This is a genomic window from Halobaculum gomorrense (assembly GCF_900129775.1).
Classification (GTDB): Archaea; Halobacteriota; Halobacteria; order Halobacteriales; family Haloferacaceae; genus Halobaculum; species Halobaculum gomorrense.
Map to the genome: position 1 here is coordinate 59,958 of NZ_FQWV01000007.1, position 19,426 is coordinate 79,383.

Annotated in this window: 15 protein-coding genes; 8 read left to right on the forward strand and 7 right to left on the reverse strand. The window is 70.0% G+C overall.

What is annotated here, in order from left to right; translation table 11 throughout:
- The first annotated feature begins 248 nt into the window (after positions 1 to 248).
- Positions 249 to 1,118 (forward strand): sulfurtransferase, encoded by an 870-nt coding sequence (locus BUE16_RS12415; protein WP_073310179.1) that lies wholly within the window; start codon positions 249 to 251, stop codon positions 1,116 to 1,118.
- 23 nt (positions 1,119 to 1,141) lie between these two features.
- On the opposite strand, the gene BUE16_RS12420 is transcribed toward BUE16_RS12415, so the two are convergent.
- Together BUE16_RS12420 and BUE16_RS12425 are read right to left on the reverse strand one after the other, a co-directional pair.
- Positions 1,142 to 2,611 (reverse strand): PAS domain-containing sensor histidine kinase, encoded by a 1,470-nt coding sequence (locus tag BUE16_RS12420; RefSeq protein ID WP_073310181.1) that lies wholly within the window; start codon positions 2,609 to 2,611, stop codon positions 1,142 to 1,144.
- Positions 2,612 to 2,694: 83 nt separating this feature from the next.
- Complete coding sequence (locus BUE16_RS12425; RefSeq protein ID WP_073310183.1) at positions 2,695 to 4,263, reverse strand: stage II sporulation protein M; 1,569 nt, start codon at positions 4,261 to 4,263, stop codon at positions 2,695 to 2,697.
- A 77-nt stretch (positions 4,264 to 4,340) separates the two neighbouring features.
- On the opposite strand from BUE16_RS12425, the gene BUE16_RS12430 reads away from it, so the two are divergent.
- Positions 4,341 to 4,970 carry a hypothetical protein gene (locus tag BUE16_RS12430; RefSeq protein ID WP_073310185.1) on the forward strand — a complete coding sequence of 210 codons (630 nt, stop codon included), beginning with the start codon at positions 4,341 to 4,343 and terminating at the stop codon, positions 4,968 to 4,970.
- A gap of 40 nt (positions 4,971 to 5,010) precedes the next feature.
- Here the strand turns inward: BUE16_RS12430 and BUE16_RS12435 are convergent, their stop codons facing one another.
- Complete coding sequence (locus tag BUE16_RS12435) at positions 5,011 to 5,280, reverse strand: DUF7553 family protein (RefSeq protein WP_073310186.1); 270 nt, start codon at positions 5,278 to 5,280, stop codon at positions 5,011 to 5,013.
- Positions 5,281 to 5,519: 239 nt separating this feature from the next.
- Between BUE16_RS12435 and uvrB the strand changes: the two genes are divergently transcribed.
- Entirely contained in the window at positions 5,520 to 7,604 is a 2,085-nt protein-coding gene (gene uvrB, locus BUE16_RS12440) for an excinuclease ABC subunit UvrB (protein WP_073310188.1), read from the forward strand.
- Positions 7,605 to 7,634: 30 nt separating this feature from the next.
- Here the strand turns inward: uvrB and BUE16_RS12445 are convergent, their stop codons facing one another.
- Positions 7,635 to 9,038: an MATE family efflux transporter gene (locus BUE16_RS12445; protein ID WP_073310190.1), complete on the reverse strand. Its 1,404-nt coding sequence runs from the start codon at positions 9,036 to 9,038 to the stop codon at positions 7,635 to 7,637.
- A 155-nt stretch (positions 9,039 to 9,193) separates the two neighbouring features.
- On the opposite strand from BUE16_RS12445, the gene lipA reads away from it, so the two are divergent.
- The 5 genes from lipA to ilvA all read left to right on the forward strand — a co-directional run bounded on the left by lipA (position 9,194) and on the right by ilvA (position 15,388).
- Entirely contained in the window at positions 9,194 to 10,138 is a 945-nt protein-coding gene (lipA, locus tag BUE16_RS12450; RefSeq protein ID WP_073310192.1) for a lipoyl synthase, read from the forward strand.
- A 274-nt stretch (positions 10,139 to 10,412) separates the two neighbouring features.
- Complete coding sequence (gene pdhA / locus BUE16_RS12455; protein WP_073310421.1) at positions 10,413 to 11,528, forward strand: pyruvate dehydrogenase (acetyl-transferring) E1 component subunit alpha; 1,116 nt, start codon at positions 10,413 to 10,415, stop codon at positions 11,526 to 11,528.
- 3 nt (positions 11,529 to 11,531) lie between these two features.
- Positions 11,532 to 12,539: an alpha-ketoacid dehydrogenase subunit beta gene (locus BUE16_RS12460; protein WP_073310194.1), complete on the forward strand. Its 1,008-nt coding sequence runs from the start codon at positions 11,532 to 11,534 to the stop codon at positions 12,537 to 12,539.
- A gap of 3 nt (positions 12,540 to 12,542) precedes the next feature.
- Complete coding sequence (locus tag BUE16_RS12465; protein WP_073310196.1) at positions 12,543 to 14,198, forward strand: 2-oxo acid dehydrogenase subunit E2; 1,656 nt, start codon at positions 12,543 to 12,545, stop codon at positions 14,196 to 14,198.
- A gap of 71 nt (positions 14,199 to 14,269) precedes the next feature.
- Positions 14,270 to 15,388, forward strand: a complete 1,119-nt coding sequence (gene ilvA, locus BUE16_RS12470) for a threonine ammonia-lyase (protein ID WP_073310198.1) — start codon at positions 14,270 to 14,272, stop codon at positions 15,386 to 15,388.
- A 437-nt stretch (positions 15,389 to 15,825) separates the two neighbouring features.
- On the opposite strand, the gene BUE16_RS12475 is transcribed toward ilvA, so the two are convergent.
- From BUE16_RS12475 to rnz, 3 genes are all read right to left on the reverse strand, one after another.
- Positions 15,826 to 17,793, reverse strand: a complete 1,968-nt coding sequence (locus BUE16_RS12475) for a DUF460 domain-containing protein (RefSeq protein WP_073310200.1) — start codon at positions 17,791 to 17,793, stop codon at positions 15,826 to 15,828.
- 107 nt (positions 17,794 to 17,900) lie between these two features.
- Positions 17,901 to 18,350: a response regulator gene (locus tag BUE16_RS12480; protein ID WP_073310202.1), complete on the reverse strand. Its 450-nt coding sequence runs from the start codon at positions 18,348 to 18,350 to the stop codon at positions 17,901 to 17,903.
- A 112-nt stretch (positions 18,351 to 18,462) separates the two neighbouring features.
- Positions 18,463 to 19,425 (reverse strand): ribonuclease Z, encoded by a 963-nt coding sequence (gene rnz / locus BUE16_RS12485; protein ID WP_394327443.1) that lies wholly within the window; start codon positions 19,423 to 19,425, stop codon positions 18,463 to 18,465.
- Position 19,426 lies beyond the last annotated feature (1 nt).

Here is a 19,426-nt window from a genome sequence, read left to right on the forward strand (position 1 = left end):
GCCGTTCGCGAGCCGGGGGCAAAAGCCCGGCCGAGCCGGCGATGTCGGCGACCCGTCAGAGCTACCGGCAATACTAGCAGGTTCGCGGGTCACCGCGCCTCGGGGATCACGACGTGGCGGTCCGCCAGTTCGAGCCGGTCGAGATCTCCTCCACAAACAGAGGCAACATACTCCGGATAATCGAACGAATGGCCGCCTCTGCCGACGATGCGGGTATTATACGGTGGGGGACCGTAGACAGAGTCGCAATGTCAGATTACGCGAAGGACGTACTCGTCGACGCCGACTGGGTGGAAGAGCGGCTCGACGAGTTCCAGTCCGACGACCCTGCACACCGACTCGTCGAGGTCGACGTCGACACCGAGGCGTACGACTCGGGCCACGCGCCCGGCGCCATCGGCTTCAACTGGGAGACCGACCTCCAGGATCAGACGAACCGCGACGTGCTCACGAAAGAGGACTTCGAGGCGCTGAACGCGGCGCACGGCATCTCCGAGGACTCCACGGTCGTCCTCTACGGCGACAACTCGAACTGGTTCGCCGCCTACACCTACTGGCAGTACAAGTACTACGGCCACGACGACGTGAAGCTGCTCGACGGCGGCCGCGAGTACTGGGTCGAGAACGACTATCCACTCACCGAAGAGGTCCCCGAGTTCTCCGAGACGAGCTACACCGCCGACGAGCCCGACGAGTCCATCCGCGCGTACCGCGGCGACGTGGACGAGGCCATCGACGCGGGCGTTCCGCTCGTCGACGTTCGCTCGCCCGAGGAGTACAGCGGCGAGATCCTCGCCCCGCCGGGACTCCAGGAGACTGCCCAGCGCGGCGGCCACATCCCCGGCGCCCGCAACATCTCGTGGGCGGCCGTTACCAACGACGACGGGACCTTCAAGACGAGAGACGAGCTCGAGGAGCTGTACGAGGACGTGCTCTCTGAGGGCGACGACGAGATCGTCGCGTACTGCCGAATCGGCGAGCGTTCATCCGTCGCCTGGTTCGCGCTTCACGAACTCGTCGGCGCCGACCAGACGGTCAACTACGACGGCTCCTGGACGGAGTGGGGGAACCTCGTGCGCGCCCCGATCGTGACGGGGAGCGAACCGGGCGGCGAGTAACCGACTGACGACCGCCCCCACCCTCAGCCGGGACCGCGGTCGAGTCCGCGCGTCGTCGCTCCCGGCTCAGAGACCCGCACCGGCGGTTCGTCCGTGCGGGCCGGGAGACTGATCCAGATCCGATTGCCGTTCTTCTCGGTGGTTTCGACGACGATCTCGCCGTTCGAAAGCTCGACGCACCAGTAGACGAGCCAGATGCCGAGTCCCCCGCTGTGCCGGATCGGGTCCCTGCCGAACTCGTGGGCCCCGGTCAGGACGTTCACCTCGATGTCCGGGAGCGCCGCGGCGTTGTCCGTGATCTGTATCTCCACGGTCTCGTCTCCCCCCCGGACCGCAATGTCGACGGGCGGCCGCTCGTCGTCGCAGTGAACAATGCCGTTTTCGACCAGCTCGACCACCGCCGTCCTGGCCAGCGAGGGGACGACCGCCGACTCGCCGCCGTCGAACTCCATCGAGTAGTCGACGACGCTACACGGGTGTCGTTTCTGCGCGCGCTCGGCGGCGGTCTCGACGGCGTCGACGAGGTCGATCCACTCCTGGAACTGTGGATTAACGAGCAGTTCGATGATCTGCCGCTCCTTGTTGGCTGTCTGGAGGAGTCGGCTGCCGGTCGTTCGGATCTGCTCGGTCAGCGCCGCGGCTTCGGGGTGCTCCGCGGCGATCTGCTCGGCCGAGCCAAGGATGACGTTGAGGTCGTTTCGGAGGTTGTGTCGCAGGAGGTTGTCCATCACGACCAAGTGCTGCTCTCGGCGGTGGCGCTCGGTGACATCCCGGCTGAACCCCGCGATCCGGGTGACGGTCCCGTCCTCGGCGATCGGCATCGCCTGCACCCACACCCACCGGCTGAAGTCCTCGTCGGCGTTGACCCGGTACTCGATGTCGACGGACTCGCCGCCGGACAGTCGCTCCATCGCATCGACCACCGGCGACACGTCGTCCGGATGGATCGCCTCCAGGAACGCTACCGGGTCGTCGTACAGTCGCTCCGGGTTGATCCCGTAGATGTCCTGTACCGCGTCGTTCACGAACAGCGTCTCGGACCAGTCGCCCGTGAACAGCCAGAGGCCGTCGCTCGACACCGACGCGATCGTGTTCAGCCGAGCGGCGGCCTCCTCCCGGATCTCCTCGGCGGTCACCTGGTCGGTGATATCCCGGGAGCTCACGACGTAGCCGTCGATCGCCTCGTCCGTCAGGTTCGACATCCGGCTCTCGAGCCACACCCAGTCCCCGTCCCTGGTTCGGTGCCTGTACGTGACGATCGTCTCGTCGTACGGATCCGACCGCACCGTTCGCTCGAACTCCCGTCGCACCATCGGCGCGTCGTCGGGGTGGACGTACTCGAAGGCGTTCTCGCCGACCAGGTCGTCCGCGTCGTATCCCACGATCGACTCGGCGGCGTCATTGACGTAGGTGAACGTGCCGTTCTCGGTGAGTACGGCGATCTTGTCTTGAGCGTGGTCGAGGAGGATCTCGCCGAGGGACAGATCGCCCATGGGCGCGCTCTGGCAGGAGGTCTCAAAAAACTGTGTGTTGCTCTCTCAGCGCTGATAGGGCCCGCCGGGTCGGCGGCGACAGCCTACGCAAGCACCGCCGCCGCGATCCGAGGGGTGAGGAACGCCTCGATCGCCGCCGCGACCACCAGCAGGACCCCGACTCCCACGAGCACGTACGCCGCCCGCTGCAGTTCGCCCGCGACGGTCTCCGCGCTCGCGCGATCCCTGACCGCGCGCCAGCCGACGCCGCCGAGGTGCAGGCCGAGCCCCCCGGCGACCGCGATCACGGGGAGTTCGAGCACGCCGTGAGGGGCCACCAGCGCCAGGAACGCCGTCCGGTCGAACACCCCCGCGAGCGCGCCGACGAGGACGCCGTTGAACAACAGGCCCGACACTGCCGGGACGCCGAACGCGATGCCGCCGTAGGCGAGCCCCGCGCTGACGAGCCAGTTGTTCGCCGCGATGGTGACGAACGGTCCGATCGGCACCGTCCCGAACACGCCCGCCACGTCGGCCGGGCCGGACGCGGTCACGCCGTAGGGTGCGGTCGTCGCGTACCCGGCCGCGACGCCGCCGGCGAGCGTCGCCAGGGCGGCAAGCACCGCGACCGCGTGGCCGCGGACGAACCCCGCGAACTCGCTCCACCCCAGTCCGAGCGTCCGTCGGACGCGTGTGCGGACCCCCGGGTGCTCGACGGGCGTCGGTCCGGGGCCGCCCGCGTACAGTGCTGTCGCCCCGGCGTTCAGTAACGGGCTGACGAGCAGCGGGAGGACGATCCCCCCGAGGCTGCCCGCGCCCGCGGCGTTGGCGACGCCGACGGCGACCGCGGCGGCGACGTAGCCGCCGACGGCGACAAGCGCGAACCCGACCGCGTGCGCCGGGTGATCGCGGACGAACCCGAGGCTGGCGCGGACCGACGGGAGCGCCCCTGTCCCGTCGACGATTGCCGCCGGCTCAGCGAACGCGAGCAGAAAGACCGCCCCGATCGCCACGACGGCCCCGAGCGCGGCCAGCCCCAGCGTGGCGAGGATCGCGACCGCGCCGGTCGCCGGGTCGCCGGCGATCACCGACGGCGTGACGGCGAGCGCCGAGGCGGCCGCCAGCGGCGCCGCGACCGCGACGCCGACCGCGGCGAGACGGACCACCGCGATCCCGAGGAACGTCCGCCAGCGACCGGCGGCTCGCACCCCCGCGACGAGCGGGGCACGCCCGTCGATCCCGCCCCAGACGGCGCCGTACGTCACCGCCGATCCGAGCGCCCCGGCGAGCAGGCCGACGAGGAACGCGAGCACGAGGCCGAGCCCGAGCGCGGCCACGACCGTCGGCGTCACCGCGTTCGCCGCGGCGTCTGCCAGCGCCTCGGCGACGCCAGCGGGGACGCTTCCGGGCTCGGTCGCGCTCGGTCCGCCCGCCCCGCGCACGGCCTCCTGGAGGTCGACGACGGCGCGAACGAGCGCTTCGAGCCGCCCGGTCGCCGCGAGCGACGCGGCGGCGACGCCGACGCCGACCGTGAGGGGAACCCGAGCGGCGGTCGTGAGGCCGATCGACAGCAGATACGCCGGGAGGACGGCGGCTGGATGGTCGCGAAGGAGCCGCCCCGCCGCCGCGAGGGCGGTCGAGACGGAGCGCGACTCGTGAGAGGGACGTGACACATCACCGACTCTCCGGCGCGGTTGGTAAGCGTGTCGCCGGCGAGGGGTTCAAGCGTCGCACCGACGTACGCCTCTGCATGGACGCTGACGCCTTCTCCAGTGAGTTCCGCGACGACAACGAAACGCCCCTCTCACGGCTCGGCTCCTCGAAATCGCTGTACGCACTCGCCGGCGGCGAAATGGACGCCGGTCCCGTGCGCACCGCCGTCGCCGCCGAGTTCGCGCTCGCGGCTCGAACCTTCGAGGCGTGGAGCGCCGACGAGGCCAACGGCGACGCCGCGGCGCTGTTCGGCGGCGTCGCCGAGGACGCGCGCGAGCACCGCGACACCGCCGACCCCGAGTTCGACGCCGAGACGGACGACCCACACGAGTACCCCGAGTACGACGCACTGGACGGCCTGACGGGTACAGTCGAGCGCGTCGGCGGACTGTACGGCCGGCTCGTCGTCGCGCACACCCGCGCCGAGCAGACAGTCGGGTTCTTCGTCGGCGACGCGGACCCCACCTCGGCGAGGGACTTCCGCGGCGTCCGCGACGACCTCGACGAGCGCCTCGACGACGCGCTCGACGCGCTCGCGGAGGTGTGTGACGACGGCGACGACTGGGATGCCGCCCGCGACGCCGCCGACGCGGTCGTCGACGCCGCCTACGACGACTACGTCGCGACGCTGGAGTCGATGGGCGTCAAGCCGAAGAACGTCTGCTGAGGCGGTCGACCGGTCGCGACTGTCGACCCGGCGGCCCCGATCAGACGCCCGACACGCCCTCGCGGTACTCGTTGATGGATTCGACGGCCGCCTCGGCGTGTCCCTGCGCCTCCTTGCCCGCGTCGTCCGCGGCGTCGCGGATGGTGTGGGTGTGCTTCGCCAGCCAGCCGTGGTCGACGCCGCTGTCGTCGGCCGCCGCGGTCGCCAGCGCGTCCGCTTCCCGATCGAACCGATCCGCCACGTCGCCCTCGGCGGCGTCGGCCGCCCGCCGGAGGTGATCGCTCGCGTCCGCGAGTAGGTCTGCGGTCATGGATCGTACGTCTCTGCTCCGGGTTGTATGCGTTTCGCTGGGTGCAGTCGGCGCCCGTATCTCGATCACCGCGACGGCCGCGCTCTGCTCACGGGTCGCTCCGCTCCCCGTTCGCTGTCGCGGTCTCCGTGGGCGGAGCGGCACTGGGACCGCTCCGCTGTTGGCCGTGGTCTCGTTCGCTCGGTCGCTCCGTTCGCTCGACCGCGCCCGTCAAGTGCCTCCACGCCCACAAATCGCCAATGAGCGAATCCGAGGGACCCCTCTCGCCGGACCGTCCCGAGGCCGAGAAGCCGTTCCGCGTCGACGCCCCGTTCGACCCCGCGGGCGACCAGCCCGACGCGATCCGCCAGCTGGTCGACGGGTTCGAATCCGGGATGACCGAGCAGACCCTCCTCGGCGTCACCGGCTCCGGGAAGACGAACACCGTCTCGTGGGTCGTCGAGGAGCTGAACACCCCGACGCTCGTCATCGCCCACAACAAGACGCTCGCGGCGCAGCTGTACGAGGAGTTCCGGAACCTCTTCCCCGACAACGCCGTCGAGTACTTCGTTTCCTACTACAACTACTACCAGCCCGAGGCGTACGTCGAGCAGACGGACACCTACATCGACAAGGAGATGTCCATCAACGACGAGATCGACCGCCTCAGGCATTCCGCGACGCGGTCGTTGCTGACGCGGGACGACGTGATCGTCGTCGCCTCCGTCTCGGCTATCTACGGGCTCGGCGACCCCACGAACTACCGCGGGATGGCGCTGGAGCTGGAGGTCGGCCAGGAGATCGGTCGCGACGAGCTGCTGAAGCGACTGGTCGACCTGAACTACGAGCGCAACGACGTGGACTTCCAGCAGGGCACCTTCCGCGTGCGCGGCGACACCGTCGAGGTGTTCCCGATGTACGGCCGCCACGCCGTCCGGGTGGAGCTGTGGGGCGACGAGATCGACCGCATGCGCAAGGTCGACGTGGTGAACGGCGAGGTCGTCAGCGAGGAGCCGGCCGCGCTCATCCACCCCGCAGAGCACTACTCGCTCCCCGAGGAGCAGATCGATCAAGCCGTCTCCGAGATCCGGGAGCTGATGGAGCGACGCGTCTCGCACTTCGAGCGCCAGGGTGACCTCGTCGCCGCCCAGCGCATCGAGGAGCGCACCACCTTCGACATCGAGATGCTCCAGGAGACGGGCTACTGCTCGGGCATCGAGAACTACTCGGTCCACCTCTCGGATCGCGAGTCCGGCGACGCGCCCTACACCCTACTCGACTACTTCCCCGACGACTTCCTCACAGTGATCGACGAGTCCCACCAGACGCTCCCGCAGATCAAAGGCCAGTACGAGGGCGACAAGTCCCGGAAGGACTCGCTGGTCGGCAACGGATTCCGGCTCCCGACCGCCTACGACAACCGCCCGCTCACCTTCGAGGAGTTCGAGGAGAAGACCGACCGCAAGCTGTACGTCTCGGCGACGCCGGGCGACTACGAGCGCGAACACTCCGAGCGGATCGTCGAACAGATCGTCCGCCCCACGCACCTCGTCGACCCCGAGGTGACCGTCGAACCGGCGCAAGGGCAGGTGGACGACCTGATGGACCGCATCGACGACCGGATCGACCGCGGCGAGCGAACGCTCGTCACCACCCTGACGAAGCGGATGGCCGAGGACCTCACGGAGTACCTGGAGGAGGCCGGCGTCGAGGTGGCGTACATGCACGACGAGACCGACACCCTCGAACGCCACGAGATCATCCGCTCGCTCCGACTCGGCGAGATCGACGTGCTCGTCGGCATCAACCTCCTGCGCGAGGGACTGGACATCCCCGAGGTCTCTCTCGTCGCGATCCTCGACGCCGACCAGGAGGGGTTCCTCCGCTCGGAGACGACGCTCGTGCAGACGATGGGGCGGGCCGCCCGCAACGTCGAGGGCGAGGTGATCCTCTACGCCGACGAGACGACGAGCGCGATGGAGGCGGCCATCGAGGAGACGAACCGCCGCCGCGAGATCCAGCGGACGTTCAACGAGGAGCACGGCTACGAGCCCCAGACGATCGAAAAGGAGATCGGCGAGACGAACCTCCCCGGGTCGAAGACCGACACCTCGGGCGTCTCGGGCGGCGACGTGGCCGACGAGGAGGAGGCGCAGGCGCGGATCCAGGCGCTGGAGGAGCGCATGGAGGAGGCCGCGAGCAACCTGGAGTTCGAGTTGGCTGCGGACATCCGCGACCGCATGCAGGACCTCCGTCGGGAGTTCGATGTCGACCCCGAGGAGGTGGGGATCGAGCCGCCCGCCGAGGACGACGAGGGGATCCCCCCCGGTGACGACGCGTTCTGAGTCCGCTCCGCTCGCCTGTTTCCCGGCGACTCAGTCGGTGGAGGCGCTCCCGCCGGCGTCCTCAGCGGCCCGTTCGTGCAGCCCCTCGCCCGTCGAGTAGCGGAAGTAGCCGACCAGCCCGAGGGCGGCGACGACGTTCGAGACCGTCACCGCCCAGAACGGCCCGAGCGCGCCCCACCCGAGGACGAACGCGCCGATCGCCGCGACGGGCACCCGGACCGCCCAGTACTGCAGGATCGTCGCGTACATGCTCACGTCGGTGCGGCCGGCGCCGTTGAAGCCGGCCTCGACCGTCCAGATCGTCCCGAGCGCCCAGTAGCCGAACGCGAGGATCTGGAGGTACGCGACCGTCAACGTGAGCGCCTCGCCGGCGATCCCGGGAACGAACAGCGTGGCGACGGCCTCGGGCAGCAGGTACTGGACGACGCCGATCGCGCCGAGGCCGATCGCACCGATGCCGACGGCGAGCCACGTCGCGCGCGTCGCCCGGGCGGGGTTGTCGGCGCCGAGGTTCTGGCCGACGAGCGTCGTGCCGGCCGAGCCGATCGCGGCGGCGGGAACGAACACGACGGTCGCGACCCGTGCGCCGATCGTGTAGGCGGTGAGCGCGGCGGCGCCGCCGGTGATGGAGACGATCGCGACGACCACGAGCCTGGCGACCTGTCGAGCGACGCCCTGACCGATCTTCGGGACACCGACGGCGAGGAGTTCGCGAAACTCCCCGCGGTCGAGCGAGACGGCGTCGAGGTGGAAGGTGAAGCCCCGCCGTCCCGAGCGTGCGGCGGCGATCATGACGAGCCCGCCGACGCCGAAGCCGATCGCCGTCGCGTAGGCGGCGCCCGCGATCCCGTACCCCGGGATCGGACCGTAGCCGAAGATGAGCACCGGATCGAGGCCGATGCTGACGCCGATCGACAGGAGGTTCACCAGCAGCGGCGTTCGGGAGTCACCGGCGCCGATGAAGCCGTACTCGAACACGTCGCTGACGGTCGAGACGGTGTACGCCACCGCCATCGTCCCGAGGTAGACCGCGCCCAGCCGGGCGACCTCCGCGCCGGGATCAAACAGCGCGGTCAACTGACGGCCGACCGTGTTCGTGACGAGCACCATCACGAGCATCACTGTGACGCCGGCGACGAGCGCGTGAAATACCGCGCGGCTTGCCCCCCGCTCGTCGTCGTCGCCCACGCGCTGAGAGACGAGCACGTGTTCGCCGGTGAAGACGCCGCTGACCGCCGCCGTCATCAGCCCGATCAGCGGGGCGACGAGCCCGACGGCGGCGACCGCCTCGCCGCTGAGCCGCCCGAGCCAGAGCACGTCGACGATGCTCTGGGCAGTGACCGCGAGCTGCTGGGCGACGATCGGGATCGAGAGGAACGCGAGCGCTCTCCCCAGCCGCCCGTCGGTGATCTCTTCGGGCGAGACGTCGAACATCGCTGAGTCTATTGCAAGACGTAACCGATAGAATAAATCGTTATCGGTTCAATATGTTATCACCTCCGGAGTGGAGACATGCTCGCTCCGCCGACGCAGCGCACGTTCGAGGGGATATACCGCACGCTTTTGCCCCCCGCGACCAAGGACGAGGTATGAGTAGTCGGCGGCGGAAGCCGGACTGGCTAAAGATGCGACCGCCGTCGGGGCGGCGCTTCACCGAGATCAAGTCCGTCCTCCGCGACCGCGACCTCCACACCGTCTGCGAGGAGGCGAACTGCCCGAACCTCGGGGAGTGCTGGTCGGGCGGGAGCGGTCCTGGCGACGGGCCGGGCACGGCGACGTTTATGCTGCTCGGCGACCGCTGCTCGCGCGGCTGTAACTTCTGCGACGTCGAGACCGGCGGGATGGAGCCGCTGGATCCCGACGAGCCCGCCAACGTCGCCGACGCGGTCGCCGAGATCGGGCTAGACTACGTCGTGCTCACCTCCGTCGACCGCGACGACCTCGCCGACGGCGGGTCGCGACACTTCGCGGAGACGATCCGCGCGATCAAGCGGCGCGACCCATCGATCCTCGTCGAGGTCCTCATCCCCGACTTCGGCGGCGATCCCGACGCAATCGACCGGATCATCGACGCCGACCCGGACGTGATCGCCCACAACGTCGAGACGGTCGAGCGCCTCCAGTGGCCCGTGCGCGACCGCCGTGCCGGCTACCAGCAGACGCTCGACGTGCTCGAACGCATCGACCGTAGCTCCGACATCCGCACGAAGACGAGCGTCATGCTCGGCCTCGGCGAGTACGACCACGAGGTGTACCGCACGCTGCGGGACCTGCGCGGCGTCGGCGTCGACATCGTCACGCTCGGGCAGTACCTCCAGCCGTCGCGCTCGCACCTCGACGTGTTCGAGTACGTCCACCCGGACGCGTTCGACACCTGGGCGCGCGTCGCCGAGGAGGAACTCGGCTTCCTCTACTGCGCCTCCGGCCCCATGGTCCGCTCGTCGTACAAGGCTGGGGAGTTCTTCGTCGAGGCGCTCGTCCGCGACGGCGCCAGCGTCGAGGAGGCACGCGAGGCCGCGCAGGCGGCCGACTGAGCTCGGCTGACGCCCGGCCGCGTGCCAGCAACGTCGCGTCGTGCGCCCGGCACGCCGGAGCCTGCATTAACGATTGTCAAGAATACGGTTCCCTTTCCGTTCGTTCGCACAGCTACTTCGGAGATCTCCCGCACTATTCGAATGATCGTCGAATTCAATCCGATCTCGCTCGACGCCCTGCCAATTCTTGGCAGTATTTCTGTCCACAGTAAACTATTTACGAAAACACTATCAGGCGGGACGGACAGCGTTCTGGTATGCGAAGGTGGGTACCGTGAGCACGCTCGAGCGCGACCCCGACGACGGGATGGTTCAGGTCATCGACGAGGAGGGCGGCGTCGTCGGCGATGTCCCGGACCTCTCCGAGGACGAGTTCGTCGCGATGTACCGCCACATGAAACTCGCCCGCCACTTCGACGAGCGGGCGGTCTCCCTCCAGCGACAGGGACGGATGGGAACGTACCCGCCGCTATCCGGACAGGAGGGCGCGCAGGTCGGCTCCGCGATGGCGCTGGCCGAGGACGACTGGATGGTCCCCTCCTACCGGGAGCACGGCGCCGCGATGGTTCGCGGCCTCCCGTTGAAAGAGACGCTGCTGTACTGGATGGGCGACGAGCGCGGGAGCCACATCCCCGAGGACGCGAACATTTTCACGCCGGCCGTCCCGATCGCGAGCCAGATCCCGCACGCGACGGGGATGGCCTGGGCGGACAAGCTCAAACACGACGGCGAGACAGACCGGGCGTTCATCTGCTACTTCGGCGACGGCGCCACGAGCGAGGGCGACTTCCACGAGGGGTTGAACTTCGCGGGCGTGTTCGACACGCCGAACGTGTTCTTCTGCAACAACAACCAGTGGGCCATCTCGGTCCCGCGCGAGCGCCAGACCGCCAGCGAGACGCTGGCGCAGAAGGCCGTCGCCTACGGCTTCGAGGGCGTCCAGATCGACGGCATGGACCCGCTGGCCGTCTACAAGGCGACCGCCGAGGCGCTGGAGAAGGCGAAGAACCCCGACGAGGGCGAGCGCCGACCGACGCTGATCGAGGCGGTCCAGTACCGTTTCGGCGCGCACACGACCGCCGACGACCCGAGCGTCTACCGCGAGGACGACGAGGTCGAGCAGTGGAAGGCGAAGGACCCGATCCCGCGCTTGGAGCGGTTCCTCCGCGGGCAAGGCGTCCTCGACGACGACCGCGTCGCCGAAGTCGAGGAGTCCGTCCGCGAGGAGGTCGCCGACGCGATCGACGCCGCCGAGTCCACGGTGCGACCGGACCCCGAGTCGATGTTCGAGCACGTGTTCGCCGAGCAGACCCCGGAGATCCGCCGACAGGCCGAGGAGTTCGCGCAGTTGCGCGAGAGACACGGAGACGAAGCGTTCGTGGAGGAGTGAGACATGAGCACGCAAGATCAAGAGCAAGCAGCCACGCAGAACCTGACGCTGGTACAGTCGGTGCGCGACGCGCTCGCGACCGAGATGGAACTGGACGACGAGGTGCTCGTCATGGGCGAGGACGTGGGCAAGAACGGCGGCGTCTTCCGCGCCACCGAGGGCCTGTACGACGAGTTCGGCGAGGACCGCGTCATCGACACCCCGCTGGCGGAGTCGGGCATCATCGGCACGGCCGTCGGCATGGCCGCGATGGGGCTGAAGCCGGTTCCCGAGATCCAGTTCTCCGGGTTCGCCTACCCCGGCTTCGACCAGATCGTGAGTCACATGGCCCGGCTGCGAACGCGCTCGCGGAGCCGCTACACGCTCCCGATGGTGCTGCGCATGCCCTACGGCGGCGGCATCCGCGCGCCCGAGCACCACTCGGAGTCGAAGGAGGCGTTCTACGCTCACGAGGCCGGGCTGAAGGTGGTCATCCCCTCGACGCCGTACGACACGAAGGGGCTGCTCATCTCGGCGATCCGCGACCCCGACCCGGTCGTCTTCATGGAGCCGAAGCTCATCTACCGCGCCTTTCGGGGCGACGTGCCGGAGGGCGACTACGAGGTGCCGATCGGCGAGGCCGTCACGCGCCGTGAGGGGTCGGACGTGTCCGTGTTCACCTACGGCGCGATGACCCGGCCGACGATGGAGGCCGCCGAGGAACTGGCCGGGGAGGGAATCGACGCGGAGGTCGTCGACCTGCGCACCGTCTCCCCGATGGACCGGGAGGCGATCGTCGAGTCGTTCAAGAAGACCGGCCGCGCGTGCGTCGTCCACGAGGCGCCCAAGACCGGCGGCCTCGCCGGCGAGATCACCGCGACGCTGCAGGAGGAGGCGCTGTTGTACCAGGAGGCGCCGGTCACGCGCGTCACCGGCTACGACGTGCCGTACCCGCTGTACGCGCTGGAGGACTACTACCTCCCGAACGCGGCGCGAGTCGCCGACGGTATCAAGGAGGCCGCGGAGTTCTGACCCATGGCAGAAAAGGAGTTTAAGCTCCCCGACGTCGGCGAGGGCGTCGCCGAAGGGGAACTCGTCAACTGGCTGGTCGCGCCCGGCGACACGGTCACCGAGGACCAGCCGGTCGCCGAGGTCGAGACGGACAAGGCGCTCGTCGAGGTGCCGTCCCCGTACAACGGGACGGTGAAGCAGTTGCACGTCGAGGAGGGCCAGATGGTCCCCGTCGGCGACGTGATCGTCACCTACGACGTGCCCGAGGCGGGCGACGACGTGTCCGATGCCGACGCATCGAAGGCCGCCGCCGACGAGGCGGCCGAACCGGCGCCCGAATCCGAACCGGCTGCGGACGCGGGCGCGGCCACCGAAGCCGAACCCGCCGATGAGGCGCCTGAGCCGGCGTCCGGCCGCGTGTTCGCGCCCCCCTCCGCGCGCCGCCTCGCGCGCGAACTCGGCGTCGACATCGCTACCGTCGACGGCAGCGGTCCCGGCGGCCGGGTCACCGAGGGCGACGTCCGCGCGCACGCGGAGTCGGGCGGGGCCGGGGACGACGGCGCGGGCGACGCCGCCGAGTCGTCCGGCCCGAAGCCCATCGACATTGAGAGCACCAGATCTGCCGTCTCCAAGGCCGGAGACGCTGGCACCGCCGGCGTCGGCGCCGTCGCGGACGACGACGCCCCGTCGCCGACCCCGTCGTCCGTCGAGGCCGCCGGCCGCGACCGCACGCTCGCCGTTCCCGCGACCCGCAAGGCCGCCCGAGACGCCGGCGTCGACCTGAACGACGTGCCGACCGACGAGACGCGCGACGGCGAGGCGTTCGTGACGGCCGATCAGGTCACTCAGTACGCCCAGACCGTGACGGAGGCGAAGGCCGCGGAGGCCGCCGATACCGGCGCGACTGGCGGCGCCGACGAGACGGGTGCGTCCACCGCCGATCCCGACACTGCGGCCGGCAACGGCGCCGCCGCCGGCTCCCGCGAACCGGAGTCGGTGCCGTACCGCGGCGTCCGCCGCACCATCGGCGAGCAGATGGAGACCTCGAAGTACACGGCGCCGCACGTCACCCATCACGACACCGCCGTCGTCGACGACCTGGTCGACGTGCGCGCCGACCTGAAGGAGCGCGCCGCTGAGCGCGACGTGAGACTCAGCTACATGCCGTTCGTAATGAAGGCGCTCGTGGCCGGGCTGAAGGAGTTCCCGTCCCTCAACTCCGAACTGCGCGAGGACGACGAGGAGATCCTCCTGAAGAAGGAGTACAACCTCGGGATCGCCGTCGCCACCGACGCGGGGCTGATGGTCCCCGTCGTGAAGCACGTCGACGAGAAGTCGATCCTCGAGCTCGCCGCGGAGGTGAACGACCTGGCCGCCCGCGCCCGCGATCGGAAGGTCTCCCGCGAGGAGATGCAGGGCGGCACCTTCACGATCACCAACTTCGGCGCCATCGGCGGCGAGTACGCCACGCCGATCATCAACTACCCCGAGACGGCGATCATGGGGCTGGGCGCCATCGACGAGCGCCCCGTCGCCGAGGACGGCGAGGTCCGCGCGGCCCACACCCTCCCGCTGTCGCTGTCGATCGACCACCGCGTCATCGACGGCGCGGAGGCGGGCCAGTTCACGAACTTCGTGATGGAACGGCTGGAGAACCCGAGCTTGCTGCTGTTGGAGTAGTCCGGTTCTCCAGACACCGGCTTCCGATCCGCGCAACTTTTGCACCGCGCTGGTGACACCGCCAGCAACGAATGACTTCCTCCGTCACGATCACCGACGTCCGGCGGGCGCGCGAGCGGTTCGACCCCGACATCGTCCGCGAGACGCCCGTCGAGCGGTCCCGGTCGCTCTCGGAGATGAGCGGCGCGCACGTGCGCCTCAAGATGGAGCACCTCCAGCGGACGGGCTCGTTCAAGACCCGCGGCGCCTCGAACAAGCTCCACGAGATCGTGGCCGCCGGCGACGCGGAACGGGTCGTCGCCGCCAGCGCGGGCAACCACGCGCAAGGCGTCGCGCTCGCGGCCGCGAACGCCGGGATCGCCGCGACAGTCGTCATGCCCGGGGATGCCCCGCAGGCGAAGGTCGACGCCACCCGCGGCTACGGCGCGGAGGTCGTCCTCCGCGGGCGCGAGTTCCCGGAGGCGGTCGGGCACGCCCGCGACCTCGCCGAGGAGCCCGGATCCGTCTTCGTCCACGCCTACGACGACCCCGACATCGTCGCCGGGCAGGGCACCCTCGGCCTCGAGATCGCCGAACAGGTGCCCGATCTCGACACCGTGATCGTTCCCATCGGCGGCGGCGGCCTCATCGCGGGGATCGCCACCGCGCTCGCGGCCGTCGCCCCCGAGGTCCGCGTCGTCGGCGTCCAGGCGGAGGACGCCGCGACCGTGCCCGAGAGCCTCGATAAGGGAGAGCCGGTCGACCGCGAGCACACGCGGACCATCGCCGACGGCATCGCGACCGGCGGCGTCGCCGACCTCACCTACGAACTGATCGAGCGGCACGTCGACGAGGTGGTCACCGTCAGCGACGACAAGATCGCCCACGCCATCCTCACGCTGCTCCAGCGCGCCAAGCAACTGGTCGAGGGCGCCGGCGCCGCCAGCGTCGCCGGCCTGCTGTCGGGCCGCGTCGACGTGACCGACGAGACGGTCGTTCCGCTGCTGTGCGGCGGCAACATCGACATGTCGATGCTCGACACCGTGCTCGAACACGCGATGACCGACCGCGACCAGCTCCTCCGCTTGCGGGTCCGCATCGAGGACGAACCCGGCGAACTGTCGACGCTCTCGACCGTCCTCGCCGACCGCGGCGCCAACGTCCGCCACGTCCGCCACGACCGCGGCTACGAGGTCGCCCGCGTCAACTGACCCCGGTCGCCGCCGGCCGCGCGAGCGCCCCCGTGTGCCGCCCGCCGCATGCCCGCTCACGGGCGTTCACTCGCGTCGTGGTACCGATCACCATTCCAGTCGAAACCAGGGGGTCGTCGCCGTCGCGTCTAACAATAATCTGATATTTTCAAACGAGTATCTCGTTCCTCGTTGTCTGACAGACGACTGACGCCAAGCTCGCGGACGGCCCACGCTCGACGGACTCGTTCGTCGCCGCCGACACGTCGGTTCTCGCCCCGTCGCCGTCGACGCGACGTTTCGGGAGCGGGTGGCCTGCGGGGGTTCGCTCGCTCGGTGCCGCTGCTCACGGCTCACTCCGTTCGCCGTTCGCGTCCCGAGGCCTCACGTTCGTTCGGCCTCGCCCGTCTCGCGGGTCACTCCGCTTCCCGCTCGATACGATGCGTCGTTCGCTCCGCTCACTCCGCACCGCTTGCCCGATGTTCGGAGATGATCTCGTCTACCATCGCCTCCGTCTGCTCACGCTCGCGCTCCGCGGCCCGGTCCTCCCAGTCGTCGATCACCGCCTCCACGTCGCTCTCGCGCGCGACCGCGAGTTCGTCCACCTCCTGTATCGCCACGTCGTCGGCGGGGCCGACTGGGACATCGTGCTCGAACAGCACGTCGTCGGCGGCGTCCGACAGCCCGCCCGAGCGCAGCACCACTCGCGGCTCCGTCTCGGCGAGGCGCTCGGCCGTCGCGCGCCCCGCCCCGGAGGCGTCGCGGAGGTACACCACGTCGCCGGCGGCGAGCCCGTACTGCTCGTCGGCGCGCTCGATCGCGCGCTTCGTGAACTGCTCGACCACCTTCACGGGGACCAGATCGCGCCCCTTCGAGACGTCGGCGAAGTTGTCGTGATCCAGCTTCCACAGCGTCTTCATGCGCGCGAGCTTCTCCTCCAACTCTTCGACGGTCTCTTCGGCCTCGTCGCGCTCGCGCTCCAGGCGACTGTTTTCGCGGCGGATCCGCGTGACCTCACGGTCACGCCGGGCTTCGAGGCGCTCCTCGCGCCGGGCGTCCGACAGCTCCGTCTCCAGATCCTCGATCTCGTCGTCCTTCTCGTCGATCTCGTCGTTGAGGTCATCGACGTGCGATTGGAGGCGCTCGACCTGCGATTCGAGGTCGCGGATGCGGCGCTCCTCGTCGGTGAGTTCGCGCGGCTCCGGTCCGGACTCCTCGGGCTCCTCGCCGTCGTCGTCGCGGAGGTCGGCGAGCGCCCCCTCGACGGACTGCTCGTCGGCGACGACGCGGGCGATCACCTCCGCGCGGTCGATCCCGGCCGGCGTCTTGCGACCGACGCGCTCGAACTGGTCGGCGTGGTCGTCGACGGCGAACAGCGCCGCCGCGAGCGCGTCGCGCTCGTGGTCGTTGTCGTACGCCTCCTCGCGCGTGCGGTGGAGCTTCTCGTCGACCGGCAGGTCGCTGTCGGGCGTCCACCCGGCGGCGTCGAAGCTTCGCCGGAACGTCTCGACCGTCTCTGGCATCGGCGTCACGTCGGCGGCGACGATGACCGGCCGCCCGCGCTCGATCAGCCACTCGATCACCTCGGCGGTGTCGGCGGTCCTGGTCGAGAACACGTCGAAGACGGTACCGTCGAGGCCGACGACGGCCGCCGCGGTGGTCGTTCCGGGGTCGATGCCGACGATCACGCGGTCGCGGCGCTTGACGAGCGGCTCGAACTCGATTCCGTCGCGGCGCTCGCGCTCGATCTCGACGCGCGTGTCGCCCGAGCGGTGGGCGCTCACCGGAATGTCCTGCGGCCGCGCCGACACGGAGAAGACGGCGTTCTGGTAGCCGCCGTATTTCTCGGTGATGTCGACCTCGTAGTCGAGACCTGCGTCGTCCAACTCGGATTCGACTTCACGCGCGCGTCGCTTCACGTTCCCGTGGATCCGACGGGTGTAGCGGTCCTGACTCCAGCCGCCCTTGCCCGTCGAGCGCCCGCGCGACACTTTCACCGTCGTCGTATCAGTGAAGGCGGTCACCTCGTAGCCGACGTTCGCCGCGGCGAGGCGGGCGCTGGCCTCCGCCTCCTTCATCGGCTCCTTGCCGTAGGGGACGCCGTGGCGTGAGGCGACCCGCGAGAGAGGCTCGGGCCGCTCGTCGCCGGTCACCTGCACGAGCGCCGTCCCGTGGGGGAGCGCCCGCAGGAACCGGATGAGGTCGCTCTTGTCGGCGGCGAGTTCGTAGGCGTTGTCGGTTGCGACGACGGCGGGCTCGTCGCTTTCGATCCGCCGCCGGAGCTTTCGGTGAGAGACGACGTCCCGCTCGATCGACTCGCCGTCGAAGACGACGAGCGCGTAGGAGGGGGCGTCGCCCCGGATGTCGCCGCTCTGGATGTCGACTCCGAACACGAGGGAGTCGAGCGCGCTCGTCCGGGCGTTCACGCCCGCATGTTGGCGGCTGGCGCGTAAAAGCTCCGCGCCGGGACCGGCCCTCCGAGGGTGACCCGCCGCGGCACGCGGTGGGAGATTCCGCCCCATCGGGGCCCCAGCTACCGGCGAGGCGTCGACCTCCCGTGCGTCGCACGACTCACCGCTCGCACCCGGTTCGCGAGCCTGCAGAACGTTCCCTGTCGACCCTTCTCGACGTACGCGTCGGCGACCGTCCAGGCGGCGTCCGGGAGCGCCCACGGTGGCGCGCCCGTCACAAGCACGACCGGCGACCGCAGGCCGAGCCACGCCGCGCGTCGAATCTCCACCTCGCCGCCGACGCCGGGGTCGACGACGACGCAGTCCGGAATCCCCTCGACGGTCGCCGCGTCGGCGGCGTCGCCGACGCCGATCACGTCGAGGCCGTGGTGATCGAGCAGCGCCGACGCGGCCGACCGGAACTCGGCGTGTGGGTCGACGAGCAGGACTGACAGTCGATCGGTCGCGGCCGGCGACTCCTCTCGGGCCGCGGTCTCACGCGCCGCCTCCTCGGGCCTCCGGGTCGCGCTCATTACCGAACCCACGCCGGGTTCGGGACTTAACGGGTGCTATGACCCCGGCGTACGGCTGCGTACGGCTATTGAGTCATCAGTCGCGTCCGTCCGCTCCGTGCGAGCCGACGGCTCACTCGACATCGGGCGCCGCCCCGCCGTCGGCCGCGTCGTCGGCGTCGGGGTACGGCACCTCGACCTCGTCGCCGTCGTCCGGGAGGAACACCTCCCCGTCGAACGCGCGCTCGGCCTCCCGCTCCAGTCCGCGCTCGCGGCCGGCATACCGCGAGGAGACGTGGGTAAGCGCGAGGCGTTCGGCGCCCGCGCGGCCGGCGATCTGGGCGGCCTCGGCGGCCGTGGAGTGGGCGGTCTGGCGCGCGCGGTCGCCGTCCTCGTCGAGGAACGTCGCGTCGTGGACGAGCAGGTCCGCCCCTTCTGCGGCCTCGACGGTGGCGTCGACCGGGCGGGTGTCGCCCGTGTAGACGACCCGGCGGCCGGGGCGGGGCGGGCCGACCACCTGCTCGGGCTCGATCACGCGGCCGTCGTCCAGCTCGACCGTCTGGCCGTCGTGGAGCTTGCCGTACGCGGGTCCCGGGGGGATGTTCAGTTCCTGCTCGGCCGTCTCGCGGTCGAACCGCCCCTTCCGGTCGGCCTCGACGAGCGCGTAGCCGAGCGAGGAGGTGTGGTGCTCCGTCTCGAACGTCCGGACCTCGTACTCCTCGCGGTCGAGGGCGACGCCGCCGGGGCGCTCCTCGTGAACCGTCACGGGGAAGCTCGGGTCGTGGCCGGCGGCGTGGACCAGGTCCCTGAGGTGCCGCTTCGACCCCGGCGGGCCGTGGATCGCGAGCGGCTCCTCTCGGTCGTTGAAGCTCAGGCTCTGGATCAGTCCCGGGATGCCGAGCACGTGGTCGCCGTGGAGGTGCGTGACGAACAGATGCGAGAAGCCGAAGCCGGTGCCGTAGCGCATCATCTGTCGCTGGGTCCCCTCCCCGCAGTCGAAGAGGAACTCGTCGCCCTCGCGGTTCAGGTGCAGCGCGCTCGGCGCGCGCGCCACCGTGGGCACCGCGCCGCTCGTCCCGAGGAAGGTGACCCGGATC